We start from the raw sequence: 16,460 nt of genomic DNA, 5'->3' as shown, positions 1-16,460 counted from the left end.
AACTTGTCCATGCGGCTCACACCTCTTCGCGGCAGGTGCGGGGACGCTCGCGTGCGAGTGGACTTATTAAGTAGTTGCGACGAACATTGCATCGCCTCGTGACTTGACGAGTGTCGTCTTCTCGCGCGTCCACTTCGCTGCTATTTTCTGCGTGCGTAGATCACCGTGCGAAGGTCGATTGTTTAATTGGAGAGGTGTTTCAATGGCAGCTAGCTGGTGCTAGCGGTCATCGGCGCGGCCCTGCTCATCTGCGTACAGTCCCGACCGCTTGCGTGCGCGCGGCTTGGGCGTCGGCAATCAAGCGATACGATACGTAATACTTATAGATATTGCGCACGTATGTGGGCGTCTCCATGCCGATCTTCCCGGCGACGACGATCTCGACATTGTTGAACCAACTGTCCGGATCGAGCCGGCGCTTCAATGCTTCGTCGCGCATTCTGGCAATCTTCGATGGGCCCGCGTTGTAACTCGCGAAGGCAAAAAGCGACCGGTCATTCTCACTGAAGTGCGCGTCCGGAAAATAGCGGGTCATCAGTTCATCCATGTATTTCGCACCAGCGTGGATGTTGGGCTCCGTGACCATGATGTTGCCCACGTTCATCTGCCTGCCAGTAGCAGGCGTGATCTGCATGATGCCGACTGCCCCAGCGCGGCTGCGGGCGCTCTGGTTAAGCTGCGACTCCTGAAAGCCCTGAGCGGCAAGCATCAGTGGATCAAAGCCATATTGCCGGCCGTACGTCTGGAAAATCGCGATCGTCTGCTCGAAGCGCCGAAGCTCTTCAGACTCATCGTTGTTGCGGATCTGCTTGAAGCGCCGCATGTACCTCTCCAGGCGATACTCTTCGATGCTCTGCTTCTTGACATGGTTGAGAAAGAAGTCCGCCATCGCGTCCCGGAGTTGCGGACTGTTTTTGCGCATCGCCCAGCCGGTATAGCCTTCGGTTCGCACGGCAAGATCGTTGTGAACCTTGATGTTTGGTAATACCTGAGCCCACAGCCTGGCCTTCCATTCGTCAACGACCAGAATCTGCAGCAGACCGGCGTTGAGCATTTCAAGTGCGTCCTCATCTTCGAGCGCATCAGGCAAAAGCACGATCTTTAAGGGAAGCTTGCCGCTCGCGCGCAGTTGCCTGTCGAGTGCAGTGAGGCTCTCATAGTAGCTTGACGAGCGCCGCACCTGGACTGTCTTTCCGGCCATGTCGTCCAGCGTTGCGAGTCGCGGCGAGCGCGGCCCCGTCACGACCAGTTCGCGCACCGGTTTGCGGTTGGGTGGCACAAAAAAGTCGGCCAGTTTCAACCGTTCGTCGGTGACCGTGAGATTGCCCGCGGCAATATCGCCCAGCCCGGCGTTCAGGTTAGGCAGCAGCCGGTCGCGCGTCGTCGGAATCAGGAACACCGTGAGAGGGCGCTTGCCAAGGCGGTTCGCGTAGGTCTTGTTGATATAGCGTTCAAAGTCACGCATGAGCTCTGCGGTCAGTCCGCGCTCGTGCCCCTTGTCAATGAAATAGAGGGTGCGGCTGTAGGGCACGAGTACGCGAAGCTGGCGCCGCTCGAGGATCGCATTGAAGTCGCCCTGCCACGGGATGCTGGGCACGCTGAGCTGATGCACGGGCGTGGGCCGGAGCGCTGATGCCGGGGCCGAGTGCTGCAACGCACCAGCCGATCCCTCTCCAAGCGGCGCGATCGCGCATACAAGGCTGACGATGAGCCTGAACATAGGTGCGAAAGACATGGTGTCCTCCTATGCCCCGCGGCGACTCTCGACCGTCCAGACGTCTGCGCGCGGCCACGTATATTGCTCATGATGCGCGCGTTTCCGGAAAAGAGCAGACGTACGCCTGATGGCGGCAAACCTCCGTGCGGCGAGCATGGCAGTCACTGCATCGCGCGAAGTTTCCCTGTTCGGCGGTATATCAATGGCGTTTTTGGGCGACGCATCGCGTGCGTGCCGTACCCGGCATCATCAAGCCCGATGGAGGCGATCCGACGGCGGGACCCTTCACGCGTATTGCCGCGTCGAACCATGCGGTGATACATACAGTCGACTCGGGAATAGCGGCTTCCTTGATCGCGCAACCAATTCTGTGCGCAATCAAGCCCCCTGTACGGCAGTTGCACTCCTGGACGCAAGTAAAAACTATGTGCTTGCCCGAACAGAGTGGGCTACGAGGTTCTGGAATATTTGAACGTGACGAGAGAGGCAGCAAATTTGCAACGCCCACTGTGCGTAGTGAACAAGGCCAATAGCCGGGGGGAGACGGGGCAATGAATCGGCCGAGGTCTAGAAGAACTGAACCAAACGATCCGCCGCAATAATGCTCGAACTTTGCTCTTGTCCTTCTGCGATGCCGTGAGAACATGCACTGAATACATAAGGCGCCTGATTGCAGTTGCGCTGTTCTGACAACCTGCAGCCGGCGAACGGGAAGCGCCAGAGTGAATGGGGAGGAGCGGTGAATTACGCAAAAATGTGGGTATCGAATAAATTCCTGGTTCGTTTTGCGCTACTGTGTTTCTACCCGATTGCCCTGTGGCAGATGGAGTATATTAAGTGGGTCCTCGAATCTGGCAAGCAATCATCGGAATGGTTGCTGCCCGGCGGTGATTTTCGCGTGTTCTGGTCCGCCGCCCATGTCGCGTTGGCTGGTGCGGGTCTTACCGTGTACGACTACGGTACATTTCATTGGGTCGAGGAACATTTTTTTGGTCCTATGCCTTATGGCGCCGGGTATATGCCATGGTGCTATCTCCCCGTTTTCCTGATGATCGTCACTCCGTTGGGCTTTTTCCCATTCTGGGTCGCATGTGCACTTTGGGATGGCCTGACGCTTGCATTGATGCTTTACGCGGTCTACCGGGTGTCGGACATGAGGCTGACAGGGCTGACCCGCTCACAGTTTGCAATCGCGGCCATTTTCAGCCCCCCAATCTTTTTAACTTTGCTGACGGCGCAGAATGTCTTTTTGGTAAGTGGCTTGGCAATGCTCGCTGTTTTGTGGGTCGGCGAGTTTCCCGTTTTGGCTGGACTGTGCGTTGGCCTTCTGGTAATCAAGCCACAATTTGCTGTGGCATTCCCATTCGTGTTGGCCGCCACTCGGGCCTGGAAAGCGTTTTTAGTTGCAATGGCAAGCGCGATAGTTCTCGTGGCGACCAGTGTTGCGGTCGAAGGATGGGGGGCATTGATGGCTACATGGAAGGCCTCCAGACAACTCCAGGATCTGACGATTGAGAACAGCTGGGGATATTGGCATGCCTCGCCCGGTATTATGGCTGCACTGCGGTTGACAGGATTTTCGGCAGGCATGGCACATGTCGCGTGGGCGTTATGCGCGCTTGTCGCGATCATGGGCGTAGTTCACGTATGGAAAAAATCCCGAGATCGCTGCCTGCGGGCAGGCGCTCTGGCCGCGTCTGTTCTTCTCATCTCTCCGTATGCCTGGCACTATGAATTGACATGGCTAGGGATTTCTTCTCTATGTCTCTATTCTATGGCGGCAAGGAGCTGCTGGCTGAAATGGGAGCAAACGCTTTTCTTGCTCGCGTGGCTTATGCCGATTTATAACTATATAAAAATTCAATGTCCTGGCCTTCCAATATTGATACCAATTGAACCGTTGGTTTGCTTGCTTTTTTTGTTAATCTTCTTGAGAAGGTGTCGTTTAGAGCGTGAGCTAGAGGGAATCTCCTTAGCATTGGACAGGGTGCATGCATAAGCTATTCGTCTGGCTTCGCGGGCTTGCCTCGGAACCCGCCCACAAAGAGAGGCCGCCCTCCCGCGAACACGCGACTCCAAGAGGCAAGCCGAACCACAATTACCAAAGCCTTTGCGTTTTCAGCGCCCTGATCCGCGCCAGCGCTGCGGTGCTTATCGCCGCTACCGCCACAGCCGTGCAGCAAGAGCCCCCTCTCCAGCCTTTGAAGGACTTTGCAAGGTCTTGCACGATGTGCGGGATGCATGCACCACCGCGGGCACATTTGCGACCCATTCCGGATCAAGTCCGGTTCAGCACACGCCCGCTGCCCGGCATCCTCTTCCCCCTGAAACCCCTGTCCCGCAAGCCCCTCAGGCAACAACCGGCTTGATGGCACAGTTACTGCTAACTTGAGTTCAAACTTGTATTCAAGATTGAACTCATGTCTAAAGACGCACGTTTCAGGGTCCGTGCCCTGCTCGACTCCTATGCCCGCAAAAGCGCAACGCCTCGCGAGGTCGTCGAGACGTTGATCGCCCGTATCGCGGCCGCGAGGCGCCCGGAAGTCTGGTTGTCGCGTGTGAGCGAGGACGACCTCGCCCGCCGCGCCGCCGAACTCGACGAAGCGTACGCGCGCCTCGGCGCTGCGGTGTTCGAGCGGATGCCGCTCTTCGGCGTACCGTTCGCCGTGAAGGACAACATCGACGTTGCCGGCATGCCCACCACTGCGGCTTGCGACGCCTTCGCCTACACGCCTCGCACGTCGGCCTTTGCAGTCGACCGCCTGCTCGATGCGGGCGCCATCCTCGTCGGCAAGACGAACCTCGACCAGTTCGCGACGGGGCTCGTCGGCACGCGCTCGCCCTACGGCCGGGTGCGCCAGTTCGAATCCGATGCATACGTCTCCGGCGGATCGAGTTCGGGGTCGGCGGTCGCGGTTGCAACCGGGCTCGTCGCGTTCTCACTCGGCACGGACACTGCGGGTTCGGGGCGCGTACCCGCGGGCTTCAACGAACTCGTGGGTCTGAAGCCAACGCCGGGCCTCGTGAGCAAGCGCGGCGTGGTTCCGGCGTGCCGAAGCCTCGACTGTGTGTCGATCTTCGCGCACGACGTCGGCGACGCCTGGGAAGTCCTGTTGCAGATGGCCAAGTACGACGGGCACGATGACTACGCGCGCCGCGTGCCATCGCTTGGGCTGCCCCATGCAGCGCTGCGCTTCGCCGTGCCGGAGCCGCTGACATTCTTCGGCGACACGCAGGCGCAGCAGGCCTTTGCCGCCACGCTCGACACGCTTGCCACGCGCCTTGCGTTCACGCCGGTACACGTGCCGTTCGAGCCCATGCAGCGCACCGCGGCTCTCCTCTACGACGGCCCCTGGGTGGCAGAGCGGCGGGCCGCGCTCGGTTCGTTCTTCGAGGCGCATCGCGCCGATATCGATCCGGTTGTCGCCGAGGTCATCGCCAAAGCCGACAGCTATAGCGCCGTCGATGCGTTCAATGGTCAATACGCACTCGCCGCGTTACGCCGCGAAGTCGAAGCGATGTTCGAGGAAATCGATGTCCTCATCGTGCCGACCACGCCCACCCATCCGAGCTTCGACGATGTGCACGCGGACCCGATCGGCGCGAACAGCCAGCTAGGCGTGTACACCAACTTCGTGAATTTGCTCGACCTGTGTGCGCTTGCCGTGCCCGGTGTGCGTCGAGCGGACGGCCTGCCGGCAGGCGTCACGCTTATCGCCCCCGCAGGGGCCGACCAGCGGCTCGCCGTACTCGCTGCACAGATCCAGGCGATTTTCGTGCCTCACGCCGCGGCCGAAGACGCCGCCAGCATCGCCGCGAAACCCCTGCCCTTCGAGGAGCCAACGGTGACGCTCGCCGTCGTCGGCGCGCATCTGCGCGGGCAGCCCCTCTGCTGGCAACTGCTCGAGGCGGGCGCGCGGTTCATCCAGACAACCCGCACCACATTGCAGTACCGCCTCTATGCGCTCGCCGGCACGACACCGGCCAAGCCGGCGCTGGTGCGTACGCCGGACGAGCCGGGCCAGCCCATCGAGATCGAACTCTGGGAAGTGCCGCTGCGCACCTTCGGCGCCTTTGTTGCCCGCGTGCCGGCACCGCTGGGCATCGGCAGTGTGCAGACAGCCGACGGGTTGATCGTCAAAGGCTTCATCTGCGAGCCTGCGGCTGTCGGGCCGGGAAGTGGCGCACGCGACATCACCGAATTCGGTGGCTGGCGCGCATGGCTCGCCACCGCGGTCGAGGTACACAAATCCGTTTGATATGCATACCTAAATTTAACGAATCCAATTCGTGAGGAGTCCAGCCATGACAAACCGACGTCATTTTCTCAAGGGCGCGGGCGCCCTCGCCCTTGGCAGCGCCTTTCCATTCGACCTCGCCTTCGGCGCCGAACCGCTCACGGTCGGCGTGATCTACGTGGGTTCGCGCGGCGACTACGGCTACAACCAGGCCCAGGCGCAGGCGGCAGCCGTCATCAAGAAGCTGCCGGGCGTGAAGGTCGTCGAGGAAGAGAATGTGCCCGAGACCGTCGCCGCGCAAAAGACGATGGAGGCGATGATCGAGCAGGACGGCGCCACGCTGATCTTCGCGACCTCGTTCGGCTATTTCGATCCGCATGTGCTGAAGATGGCGGCCAAATACCCGAAGGTTCGCTTCGCACACTGCGGCGGCCTCTGGAAGATCGGCAATCCGGCCAACATTTCGAGCTATTTTGGCTACATCGACGAATGCCAGTACCTGAACGGCGTCGTGGCGGGCCATGCGAGCAAAACGAAGAAGCTCGGCTTCGTCGCGGCCAAGCCAATTCCGCAGGTCCTGCGCAACATCAACTCGTTCACGCTGGGCGCGCAATCGGTCGATCCGTCGATCACGACGCATGTGATCTTCACGGGCGACTGGTCGATGCCGGTGAAAGAGGCGGAAGCCGCGAACAGCCTCGTCGATCAAGGTTGCGATGTCCTCACGTGCCACGTGGACGGCCCGAAGGTCGTGATCGAGACAGCGGAAAAGCGTGGCGCCATGAGCTGCGGCTACCACGCAAGCCAGGCGGCGCTGGCGCCGAAGGGCTATCTGACGGGTGCCGAATGGGACTGGGCCACGCCCTACAAGCTGCTCGTCACCAACGCACAAACGGGCAAGACGCAACCCAATATCCTGCGTGGCGGCCTGCGTGAAGGCTTCGTGAAGATGTCGCCGTATGGCGCGAAGGTGACCCCGGATGCCCGCACGAATGCCGATGCAATCAAGGCAAAAATGGTCGCGGGCGATTACGTGATCTTCAAGGGGCCGATGAAGGACAACAAGGGTGGTAGCGCCATTGCGTCCGGCACGAGTTACGCCCAGACCGATATCGCGCTCGAAAGCATGAACTATCTGGTTGCCGGTGTGGTTGGCCAGATCTGAGGATTGCTTGCGTCCTCACCAGGAGTCGTGATGTCCACTTCCCTTTCGCCGGTTCACGGGCGGCCGCGACTGCCCGCTGGCATTGCGCGTCTGGTGCTTGCCGTACTGCCTGCGTTGCCGACGCTATGCGCGATCGCCGCCACGCTGGTGCTGTTCGGCGCGTTCCTGCTCGTCCAGGGGCAGCCGGCCGTCGAGGCCCTTGACCTCATTGTCCAGGGCGCTTTCGGCTCGTCGTTCGCTTGGCAGAACACCTTATTGCGCGCCGCGCCGCTCATGCTGACTGCCCTGTGCGTCGCGCTGCCCGCCCAGGTCGGCCTGATCGTGATCGGCGGCGAAGGTGCGCTCGCGCTCGGCGGGCTCGCGGCGGCCGTCGTGCCGCCATGCCTGCCGCACGCGACGCCCTGGTTCATCGCCACGCCCTTGATGGCCATCGCCGGCATGCTCGCGGGCGGTTTGTGGATCAGTGCGGTAGGCGCGATGCGTCAATGGCGCGGCGTCAATGAGACCATCAGCAGCCTGCTGATGTCGTATATCGCCATCGCGGTTTTCAAGTTTCTGGTCGAAGGGCCGCTGCGCGATCCCGCGAGCCTCAACAAGCCGTCGACGCTTCCCATCCCCGACGCCATGACCATCGGCTCGCTGCCGGGTCTCGACGTGCACTGGGGGCTCTTCTGGGGCGCGCTCGCGTGTCTCGCCGCCTGGGTGCTCGTGCGCCACAGCACGCTCGGCTTCGCCATGCGCATAACGGGCGGCAACGTGCGCGCGGCGCGCCTTGTTGGTTTGCCCGTGGGCGGACTCGCGCTCGCCGCCTGTGCGCTCGGCGGGGCATCGGCAGGACTTGCCGGGATGTTCGAAGTGGCGGCCGTGCAAGGCAGCGCGAATGCGTCGCTGCTCTCGGGCTATGGCTACGCAGGCATCCTGGTCGCGTTCGCGGCGCGCCAGAACCCGTTCGCCGTGATCGTGTGCGCGCTGATGGTCGGCGGCATCGAGGCGAGCGGCAGTCTGCTGCAACGCCGCCTCGACCTGCCCGACGCCGCCACGCTCGTGCTGCAGGGCCTGCTTTTCGCCAACCTGCTCGCGTGGGAGGCGCTCGCGCCTCGCCTCGCCGCCTGGCGCGTGAAGCTGCAGGCCGCCGCGCTCGACGCCTCTTCCGTCTCGCTGGAGCGTACTCATCATGTCTAGCCTCCACTCGCCTGTCGCGGTGTTGCTGCTCTCGCTGTTCGCGGGCGCCATTCGCGTGAGCACGCCCTATCTGTTCGTGAGCCTCGGCGAGTGCCTGACCGAGAAAGGCGGACGCGTGAATCTCGGCCTCGAAGGGATTCTCGTCTCCGGCGCCATGTGCGGGTATGCGGGCTCGTATCTCTCGGGCTCGCCGTGGATCGGCGTGCTCGCGGCGGCGGCGGCCGGTCTCGTGCTCGGCTGCCTGCACGGTCTCGTCTGCTCGCTGCCGCGGGTGTCCGATATCGCATTCGGCATCGCGCTCATGCTGTTCGGCACCGGCCTCGCGTTCTATCTCGGCAAGCCGTTTATCGAGCCGCAGGCGCCGATGCTCCCGTCGATCGATCTCGGCGCGTGGGCGGCCTCGCCGCAAGTGCACAACGCGCTGCACATCAACCTGCTGTTCGTGATCGGCGTCGTGCTTGCGGTCGCGCTGCAGTGGGGCCTTCGCTCGATGCGCTGGGGCATGACGCTGCGGCTCGTGGGCGAGAACGCCGAGAGCGCCCGCGCCATGGGCTACCCGGTCACGCGCGTGCGCGTGCTGGCGACGGCGGTGGGCGGCCTCTTCGCGGGCGTGGGCGGCGCGTATCTCTCGCTCGTCTATCCCGGCAGCTGGAACGAGGGACTGTCGAGCGGCCAGGGCCTCATGGCCGTCGCACTCGTGATCTTCGCGCGCTGGCAGCCGCTGCGCTGTCTCTGGGCGGCGCTGCTGTTCGGCGCCGCCGGCGCGCTTGGCCCGGCCCTGCAGGCAATCGGCGTGACGACCGGCTACTACCTCTTCAACGCCGCGCCTTACGTGCTGACGCTCGCGCTCATGATCGTCAACTGCCGGCCCGACCGCACGCTGACCGGCGCGCCAGGCGAACTGAGCCTCACGCGCTGAGCGTGAACGCCGCCTGAACGGCCGGCCCGAATCGAGAATCGCGTGCGCCCGAAAGCGCACGCCCGGAGAACGAAAATGACCCAGTACATCGAAGCGCGTCCTTACCCCTGGCCCTACAACGGCGACCTGCGCCCGGACAACACGGCGCTCGTCATCATCGACATGCAGACCGACTTTTGCGGCTACGGCGGTTATGTGGACAAGATGGGCTACGACCTCTCGCTCACCCGCGCTCCGATCGAGCCGATCAAGCGCGTATTGGGCCTCATGCGCGAACTAGGCTTCACGATCATCCATACGCGCGAAGGGCATCGCCCGGATCTGTCCGATCTGCCCGCGAACAAGCGCTGGCGCAGCCGCCAGGCGGGCACGAATGGCGTGGGCATCGGCGACATCGGACCGTGCGGGCGCATTCTCGTGCGCGGGGAGCCTGGCTGGGAGATCATCGGCGAGCTGGCGCCACTGCCCGGCGAGATCGTCATCGACAAGCCAGGCAAGGGCTCGTTCTGCGCGACGGACCTGGAGCTGATCCTGCACACGCGCGGCATTGCCAACCTCGTGCTCACCGGTATCACCACCGACGTGTGCGTCCACACGACCATGCGCGAGGCGAACGACCGCGGCTTCGAATGCACCCTGCTCGCAGACTGCTGCGGGGCGACCGACAAGCGCAATCACGACGCGGCGCTCAACATGGTGCTGATGCAGGGAGGCGTGTTCGGCACGGTCTCCGATTCGGCGGCGCTCGTCGCCGCCCTGGAGCGCTGATCATGGCGAGCCCGGCGCGAGCGCTCGGCGTCGAGGTCATCGGCGCTACCAAGTCATTCGGTGCATTCCGCGCACTGGACGACGTCACGATCAAGGTGACGCCCGGGACCGTCCACGCCCTGCTCGGGGAAAACGGTGCGGGCAAGAGCACGCTCGTGAAAGGGCTCGTGGGCTACGGCGTGCTCGATCACGGCGCGATCCTGGCCGACGGACGCGAGGTGCACATTACGTCCCCGCGCGATGCCCAGGCGCTCGGCATCGGCATGGTCTACCAGCATTTCACGCTGGCGGCCGGGCTGAGCGTCGAGGAGAACCTGCTCCTCGCGCGCGGCAAGCTGCCGTGGAAGATCGACTGGGCGGCGCAGCGCAAGGCACTCGACGCGTTCATGCGGCGCATGCCGTTTCGCCTGGCGCTGGACGCGCCCGTGTCGTCCCTCGCGGCCGGTGAGAAACAGAAACTCGAGATCCTCAAGCAGCTGTATCTGGAACAGCGGTTCCTGATCCTCGACGAGCCGACGTCCGTGCTCACCCCTCAGGAAGCGGACGAAGTGCTCGGCCTCATGCGCAAGCTCGCCTCGTGCGGCGACCTCACGGTACTGATGATCACGCACAAGTTCCGCGAGGTAATGGCCTATGCAGACAACGTGACCGTGCTGCGCAAAGGACGCTTCGTCGCGACCTGCGCCGTTGCCAACACCAACCGCGACCAGTTGGCCGCCTGGATGATGGGCAGCGACGCGAGCCTCGAAGCGCGCGAAGGGGCCGCCGAAGACGCTGGCGAGGCGCGGCTTGCGCGCCGGACTCACTCGCCTGACGCCCCGGTACAGCTCTCGCTATCGAGCCTTTCGGTCGTAGACGACCGCGGCCACGCCGCAGTCCGCGAAGCCTCGATCTCGGTGCGGGCGGGAGAGATTCTCGGGCTCGCGGGCGTCTCCGGAAACGGCCAGAAGGAGCTGATCGAAGCGCTCGTTGGCCAGCGCAAGGTGGTCTCGGGCGAGATGCGCGTAGAGGGCGCGCCCTATGCCGCGACACGCGAGGAAATGACCCGGCTGCGGGTGTTCGCGCTTCCCGAGGAGCCGCTGCGCAACGCCTGCGTCGCGGGGATGAGCGTGGCGGAGAACATGGCGCTGCGCGATTTCGATCGCTCGCCGCTGCGGCGCTGGGGATGGTGGCTTGACCGTCGTGCGATGCGTGCGCGCGCCGAGCGGCTGATCGCCGAATTCAACGTGCGGCCGCCGCTGCCCGAACGCGCCATCGGCACGCTTTCCGGCGGCAATGTGCAGCGCGCCGTACTGGCACGCGAGCTAGGTCAGGAAGTGAACGTGCTGATCGTCGCCAATCCGGTGTTCGGACTCGACTTCGCCTCTGTGGCCGATATCCATGCCCGGATTCTCGCGGCTCGCGATGCCGGCGCGGCGGTTCTGCTCGTGAGCGAAGACCTCGACGAACTCCTGGAACTCGCCGACCGCATTGTCGTGATGGCCGAAGGCCGCCTCGTGTACGAGACGGCGGCAAGCGTTGCGGACCGCGTGGTGCTCGGGCGTCACATGGCAGGCCATGGCGACGAAGGCAAGCCGCAGCCGGCCGAGGCGACCGTGCTGCATGCAAGCGCCTGAGCCGACACTCGAACAACACACAGCACAAAGGGAGAAGGACAGCGATGACAACCATCGCCCGGGCCAAGCCCGTTCCGTTCACGTTCGACGCGCGCCACACGGCGCTCATCGTCATCGACATGCAGCGCGATTTCATCGAGCCAGGCGGCTTTGGCGAGGCGCTCGGCAACGACGTGTCGCTGCTTTCCGGCATCGTGCCGACGGTCGCGCGGCTGCTCGCCCACGCACGTTCCGAGGGCTGGCAGGTGGTACACACGCGTGAATCGCACGCACCCGACCTGTCCGATTGCCCACCGGCCAAACGCCTGCGCGGCACGCCGAATGCGCGCATTGGCGACGAAGGGCCGATGGGCCGCATCCTGGTGCGCGGCGAGCCCGGCAACGCAATCATCGATTCGCTGAGGCCACTCGATGGCGAACTCGTCATCGACAAGCCTGGCAAAGGCGCTTTCTACGCCACGCGCCTGGGCGAGGAACTGGCGATGCGGGACATCACGCACCTCGTGTTCGCGGGCGTGACAACCGAGGTCTGCGTGCAAACCTCGATGCGCGAAGCCAACGACCGAGGCTATGAATGCCTGCTGATCGAGGATGCAACGGCGAGCTACATTCCCGCGTTTCGCGAGGCCACGATTGCGATGATTCATTCGCAGGGCGGTATCGTCGGCTGGACGGCGCCGCTCGACGCCCTGCTGGAGGCAGCCCGATGACGCTCGAACTGAACCGGCCCGAAATTGTCGCGCAGGTGCAAGCGGCTTTCGAGGCTTACGAGCGCGCGCTTGTCGACAACGACGTCGAAACGATGAACGCACTCTTCTGGGACGCACCGGAAACCGTACGCTACGGCATCGCCGAAATTCAGCACGGCGGCGAGGCGATCCGCCGCTGGCGGGAGACCTGTGTGCCCGTGCCACGCTCGAGACGCCTGCATCGCACCGTGGTGACGACTTTCGGCGCCGACTATGCGACGGTGAGCACGGAGTTCACGAGCGACGCAACGCCGTTGACAGGCCGCCAGATGCAGACGTGGGCGCGGCTGCACACTCCGGACGATACGTTCGGCGGCTGGATGATCGTGGCGGCGCACGTGAGCCTCATCGAACCTGTCTAAGCGCGGATAATAAGGAACCGGCTTTCGGCGCCCGCGTTACACGGGCGCGCTGCAAAACTATCGACGTTTTCTACACCCGACTCATGAACGACTTGCCCGAAGCGGCCGCCGAGGCCTCCCCAGCATCTGGCGCGAAGATGGTCTATAGCGCGAACCCGCTTGCGGAACAGGTGTATCAGCTGATCAAGCAGGACATCTTCAACTTCCGCCTGTTTCCCGGCGACCGTTTTTCCGAAAACGACATCGCCCAGCATTACGGCGTGTCGCGCACGCCGGTGCGCGACGCGCTGTTCCGCCTGCTGCGCGAAGGGTATCTCGAGGTGGGATTCCGGCGTGGCTGGAAAGTCTGCGATATCGACTTCAACCGGCTCGACCAGCTCTACGACCTGCGCATCGTGCTCGAGCTGGCGGCGATCGAGCGGCTCCCTGGCGTCCCCCACCACGCCATGGACGCGCTGCGGGCCGTGTGGTGCATCGAGGAAAGCGAACGCGAAAGCGATCCGGCTGCCATGTTCGCACTGGACGAGGGCTTTCATCGCGGCCTCGTGAGCGCAGCGGGCAACGACGAGATGCTGCGCGTGCATAACGAGGTGACCGAACGTATCCGCATCGTGCGAAGACTCGATTTTCTCAAGGCGCATCGCACGAGCGCCACCTACGACGAGCATTCGACGATGCTCAATCTCATCGATCGCAGGAAGTTTGCCGAAGCGAGCATCCTGCTGCGCGCTCACATCACGCAAAGCAAGCTGGAGGTGCGAAAGATCACGCTGTCGATGCTCGCAACCGCACGCGATGAAAAGCTGCCTTTCGTGAGCTAGGCCAGCTAGGTTAGAAGTGCTTCGTATTCTTCGCGGAACTGGTTGAGCGAGCTTTCCACGACAGTCACCGCGCCGTCGATGAGACCGCAACGTCCGCTGCCCGGAAGAATGCGGCACAGGTTCTCCAGCGAATCGAGATCGGCGCGTACGCCGCGGCCCGTGTCGAGCCGGTTGAGAAGCCGCATCAACTGAAACGTCCCGCCCTTGCACGGCGGACACTGCCCACACGAGCCCTGGGCAAAAAAGCTCACATACTCCGCGACCTTGCGCACGATGCTGGTGCCTTCCGAAACGACGATCATCGCGCCCGTGCCAAGACGCGAGCGGCGTTGCCGGACCGAGTCGAAGTCGAGCGCAACATCGAGTTCGCGTTTCGTCAGCAGGGTGTTGGAGGGGCCGCCGGTGAAGACCGCCTTGAACTCCTTGTCCTGCAGCATGCCGCCGCCGCACTCGAAGACGAGCGCCGCGAGGCTCGTGCCCATCGGCAGTTCGTACAGACCGGGACGCAAGACGTCGCCCGAGAGCGAGTAAAGCTTGGTTCCCGCGGCATCGCCAACGCCCAGGTCCCGATACCACTGTGCGCCATGGCGCAATATTCCCGGTACGTGAGCCAGCGTCTCCGTGTTGTTGACGATGGTCGGTGCGCCATGTACGCCCTGTTGTGCGGGGAATGGGGGTTTGCGCCGTGGAAACGGAAAGCCGCCCTCAACACTGGCAATGACCGCCGTTTCCTCTCCTCCGATGTACAGCCCCGAACTGGCGAGAACGCAAAGCGAGACGGTCCTTCCGATCACCTGTTCGATCGCCGTGAATAGAGGATGCTCGCGCCACTGCCGCACGGCTTCGCGCGTGACCGCGAGTGCCTGTTGCTCATGCGGGTTCACATAAAGCACGACGTGGTTGGCGCGCGTGGCGAGTGCCGCGATGAGCGCGCCTTCTATCACCTGGTGAGGCGTATGTTCCAGCAGAAAGCGGTCCTTGAAGGTGCCGGGCTCGTCTTCGTTGCCATTGCAGATGATGTACTTGTCCCCTTCTGGGGCAGCGGCAACCGGCGTCCATTTTCGATGCGTCGGGAATCCGGCGCCGCCCATGCCGCGCAAATCCGCCGCGGCAATTTCCGCAATGATCGCTTCTGGGTCTTGCAGCGCCCTCTCGAGTCCTTCACCGCCGCCGCGCGCGAGCCAGCCATCGAGATTCGCGCCTACGCGGATCTCATCGCGCAACAGAATCTGATTGAGCTTGTCCATTGGCGCTCCGTGGATCGCGTTACCGGATGCTGCGGGCCGCGCGTGCGCGTGCATCCGGGCGCAGGCTGGCGTCGGCCTGCAAATCGAAATGCGCGTAGTCGGGGAAGAGCTGCGGCGCCCTCATGTGCAACGGCAATCCAGCCAAAGTGAGTTCGCGCTGCCACGCGTGAACGTGCCCGATGCCCGCGCGACTGGCCATCGTGCGCGCCTTCGACGCTGCCGCTCTCGCCCCAGCCCGGCGGCCCATGCTCAGAATGTCGAGCAGGGCATTGCCCATCAGCCGGTTGCGCCCGTGGATCCCTCCTGTGACCTCTCCCGCGCAGTACAGGCCGGGCACGCTCGTCGCACCATGCTTGTCTACTGCGACGCCGCCGTTCTGATAGTGAAGTGTGGGATAAACAAGAAACGGCTGCCGTGCCGGATCGATACCGCACTTGTGCGCAAGGTGGCGCAACGTGACGAGACGTTGCGCCAGAATGCCCGGATTCTCCATTTCGAGCGTCGGCGTGTCGAGGAACACCCCGACCTGACCGTCGTGCGTGATGCCGCGCCCTTGCGCGCATTCGCGCAGGATTGCCGACGCCACCACGTCCCGCGCCTTGAGCTCGTCGACGAAACGTTCGCCTTCGCCGTTGATCAGCTTCGCCCCTGCGGAGCGCGCCGCCTCCGAGATCAGGCCGCCCGCCATGTGGGGCGGCCAGGCCACCCCGGTCGGGTGATACTGGAACGAGTCGAGCTCACGCAGCCGCGCGCCGATTCGATACGCCAGGACGAGGCCGTCGGCGGTTGCACCGTAGTGGTTGGAGGTGGGAAAGGCATTCAAATGCAGCCGCCCCGCTCCGCCCGTGGCGAGAATCACGGCACGGGCTCGCACCAGCACGAAGGTCCGCCATTCGAGGTTGTAGAGCACGGCGCCCGCGCAGTTTCCGCGCTCGTCCGAGAGCAGTTCGACCACGGGACAACGGTTCCAGACCTCGATGCCGGCATCGAGGTCGACGGCCTCGCGCAGCACGCGCATCATCTCGAGCCCGGTGTAGTCCCGATACGAGAGAATGCGCGCCGCCGAGGCGCCACCGGGCTTCTTGCGCAACAGGTTGCCGCCGATCGGCCGGTCGTCCTCGAGATCGAACATCATGCCGAGCTGGATGAGCCAGCGAATCACATCGGGGCCGTCCATCACCATTTGCGCGACGAGCTCAGGGTCGCCGCAGAAGTGGCCGGCACGCAATGTGTCTTCGAAGTGCAGCTGGGGGCTGTCGTCCTCCCCCACGGCCGCCTGGATTCCCCCCTCCGCCATCACGGTGTTGCTGTCGCCCAGGCGCAGCTTGCAGGCAAGCATGACCTGCGCGCCCTCTTTCGCCGCGGTGAGCGCCGCAGCGCACCCTGCGCCACCGCCGCCGACGACCAGCACGTCGGTATGCACGAGTTGCGCGCCGGCCAGGTCGACGTCGTCGATCAACGCGTTGGCCTGCAACTGGCGCGCGAGATCCGGCTGGCAGGACTCGCCCCGGTTCACACCAACGGCCAGGGCCACGCGCGCATTCGGCCCGTGGTCGGGGTGATAGCCCTTGAGGAGATCGTCGACGGCTTGGCCGTCCGCACGCAGCACGGGCGCAACGCCGGCGCGGTAGCGCAGAAGCGCGTTTTCGTAAGGGATGCCGATAGACATGTTCGTA

The 16,460-nt window shown here is 63.7% G+C and carries 13 protein-coding genes and 1 pseudogene; 10 read left to right on the top strand and 4 right to left on the bottom strand.

Features of this window, described 5'->3' with window-relative positions:
* Positions 1-244 precede the first annotated feature (244 nt).
* Positions 245-1,735 (bottom strand): transglycosylase SLT domain-containing protein, encoded by a 1,491-nt coding sequence (locus tag U5A57_RS19260; protein ID WP_321913256.1) that lies wholly within the window; start codon positions 1,733-1,735, stop codon positions 245-247.
* Positions 1,736-1,881: 146 nt separating this feature from the next.
* A pseudogene (locus U5A57_RS19255) lies at positions 1,882-2,059 on the bottom strand (integrase); the annotation flags it as partial.
* 397 nt (positions 2,060-2,456) lie between these two features.
* Between U5A57_RS19255 and U5A57_RS19250 the strand changes: the two are divergent.
* From U5A57_RS19250 to U5A57_RS19205, 10 genes are all read left to right on the top strand, one after another.
* Entirely contained in the window at positions 2,457-3,716 is a 1,260-nt protein-coding gene (locus tag U5A57_RS19250; RefSeq protein WP_321913255.1) for a glycosyltransferase family 87 protein, read from the top strand.
* Positions 3,717-4,137: 421 nt separating this feature from the next.
* Positions 4,138-5,976: an allophanate hydrolase gene (gene atzF, locus U5A57_RS19245; protein WP_321913254.1), complete on the top strand. Its 1,839-nt coding sequence runs from the start codon at positions 4,138-4,140 to the stop codon at positions 5,974-5,976.
* 46 nt (positions 5,977-6,022) lie between these two features.
* On the top strand, positions 6,023-7,120 hold the full coding sequence (locus tag U5A57_RS19240) for a BMP family ABC transporter substrate-binding protein (protein WP_321913253.1): 1,098 nt from the start codon (positions 6,023-6,025) through the stop codon (positions 7,118-7,120).
* Between the two features lie 30 nt (positions 7,121-7,150).
* A complete protein-coding gene (locus U5A57_RS19235; RefSeq protein ID WP_321913252.1) occupies positions 7,151-8,302 on the top strand; it encodes an ABC transporter permease in 1,152 nt (383 codons plus the stop codon).
* Positions 8,295-9,221, top strand: coding sequence for an ABC transporter permease (locus tag U5A57_RS19230; protein WP_321913251.1), 927 nt, complete (start codon positions 8,295-8,297; stop codon positions 9,219-9,221). Before U5A57_RS19235 ends, U5A57_RS19230 begins: the two co-directional genes overlap by 8 nt.
* A gap of 75 nt (positions 9,222-9,296) precedes the next feature.
* Complete coding sequence (locus tag U5A57_RS19225; RefSeq protein ID WP_321913250.1) at positions 9,297-9,989, top strand: isochorismatase family cysteine hydrolase; 693 nt, start codon at positions 9,297-9,299, stop codon at positions 9,987-9,989.
* Between the two features lie 2 nt (positions 9,990-9,991).
* Positions 9,992-11,605, top strand: coding sequence for an ABC transporter ATP-binding protein (locus tag U5A57_RS19220; RefSeq protein ID WP_321913249.1), 1,614 nt, complete (start codon positions 9,992-9,994; stop codon positions 11,603-11,605).
* Positions 11,606-11,649: 44 nt separating this feature from the next.
* Positions 11,650-12,315 (top strand): isochorismatase family cysteine hydrolase, encoded by a 666-nt coding sequence (locus tag U5A57_RS19215; protein WP_321913248.1) that lies wholly within the window; start codon positions 11,650-11,652, stop codon positions 12,313-12,315.
* On the top strand, positions 12,312-12,716 hold the full coding sequence (hpxZ, locus tag U5A57_RS19210; RefSeq protein WP_321913247.1) for an oxalurate catabolism protein HpxZ: 405 nt from the start codon (positions 12,312-12,314) through the stop codon (positions 12,714-12,716). The genes U5A57_RS19215 and hpxZ overlap by 4 nt, the downstream gene beginning before the upstream one ends.
* Positions 12,717-12,799: 83 nt before the next feature.
* On the top strand, positions 12,800-13,537 hold the full coding sequence (locus tag U5A57_RS19205; protein WP_415774287.1) for a GntR family transcriptional regulator: 738 nt from the start codon (positions 12,800-12,802) through the stop codon (positions 13,535-13,537).
* Positions 13,538-13,542: 5 nt separating this feature from the next.
* Here the strand turns inward: U5A57_RS19205 and U5A57_RS19200 are convergent, their stop codons facing one another.
* Positions 13,543-14,784, bottom strand: a complete 1,242-nt coding sequence (locus U5A57_RS19200; protein ID WP_321913246.1) for an NADH-quinone oxidoreductase subunit F — start codon at positions 14,782-14,784, stop codon at positions 13,543-13,545.
* Between the two features lie 19 nt (positions 14,785-14,803).
* Positions 14,804-16,453: an FAD-dependent oxidoreductase gene (locus U5A57_RS19195; protein WP_321913245.1), complete on the bottom strand. Its 1,650-nt coding sequence runs from the start codon at positions 16,451-16,453 to the stop codon at positions 14,804-14,806.
* Positions 16,454-16,460: the final 7 nt, after the last annotated feature.

Origin of the sequence: Paraburkholderia sp. J11-2, from assembly GCF_905220185.1 — a bacterium.
GTDB lineage: Bacteria > Pseudomonadota > Gammaproteobacteria > Burkholderiales > Burkholderiaceae > Paraburkholderia.
This window is presented reverse-complemented; position numbering and strand designations above follow the sequence as displayed.

Excerpts from the sequence above, each read along its gene's own strand:
- U5A57_RS19260 (WP_321913256.1), bottom strand. The coding sequence starts at position 1,735 with ATGTCTTTCGCACCTATGTTCAGGCTCATCGTCAGCCTTGTATGCGCG.
- atzF (WP_321913254.1), top strand. The coding sequence starts at position 4,138 with ATGTCTAAAGACGCACGTTTCAGGGTCCGTGCCCTGCTCGACTCCTAT.
- U5A57_RS19240 (WP_321913253.1), top strand. The coding sequence starts at position 6,023 with ATGACAAACCGACGTCATTTTCTCAAGGGCGCGGGCGCCCTCGCCCTT.
- U5A57_RS19235 (WP_321913252.1), top strand. The coding sequence starts at position 7,151 with ATGTCCACTTCCCTTTCGCCGGTTCACGGGCGGCCGCGACTGCCCGCT.
- U5A57_RS19230 (WP_321913251.1), top strand. The coding sequence starts at position 8,295 with ATGTCTAGCCTCCACTCGCCTGTCGCGGTGTTGCTGCTCTCGCTGTTC.
- U5A57_RS19225 (WP_321913250.1), top strand. The coding sequence starts at position 9,297 with ATGACCCAGTACATCGAAGCGCGTCCTTACCCCTGGCCCTACAACGGC.
- U5A57_RS19220 (WP_321913249.1), top strand. The coding sequence starts at position 9,992 with ATGGCGAGCCCGGCGCGAGCGCTCGGCGTCGAGGTCATCGGCGCTACC.
- U5A57_RS19215 (WP_321913248.1), top strand. The coding sequence starts at position 11,650 with ATGACAACCATCGCCCGGGCCAAGCCCGTTCCGTTCACGTTCGACGCG.
- hpxZ (WP_321913247.1), top strand. The coding sequence starts at position 12,312 with ATGACGCTCGAACTGAACCGGCCCGAAATTGTCGCGCAGGTGCAAGCG.
- U5A57_RS19205 (WP_415774287.1), top strand. The coding sequence starts at position 12,800 with ATGAACGACTTGCCCGAAGCGGCCGCCGAGGCCTCCCCAGCATCTGGC.
- U5A57_RS19200 (WP_321913246.1), bottom strand. The coding sequence starts at position 14,784 with ATGGACAAGCTCAATCAGATTCTGTTGCGCGATGAGATCCGCGTAGGC.
- U5A57_RS19195 (WP_321913245.1), bottom strand. The coding sequence starts at position 16,453 with ATGTCTATCGGCATCCCTTACGAAAACGCGCTTCTGCGCTACCGCGCC.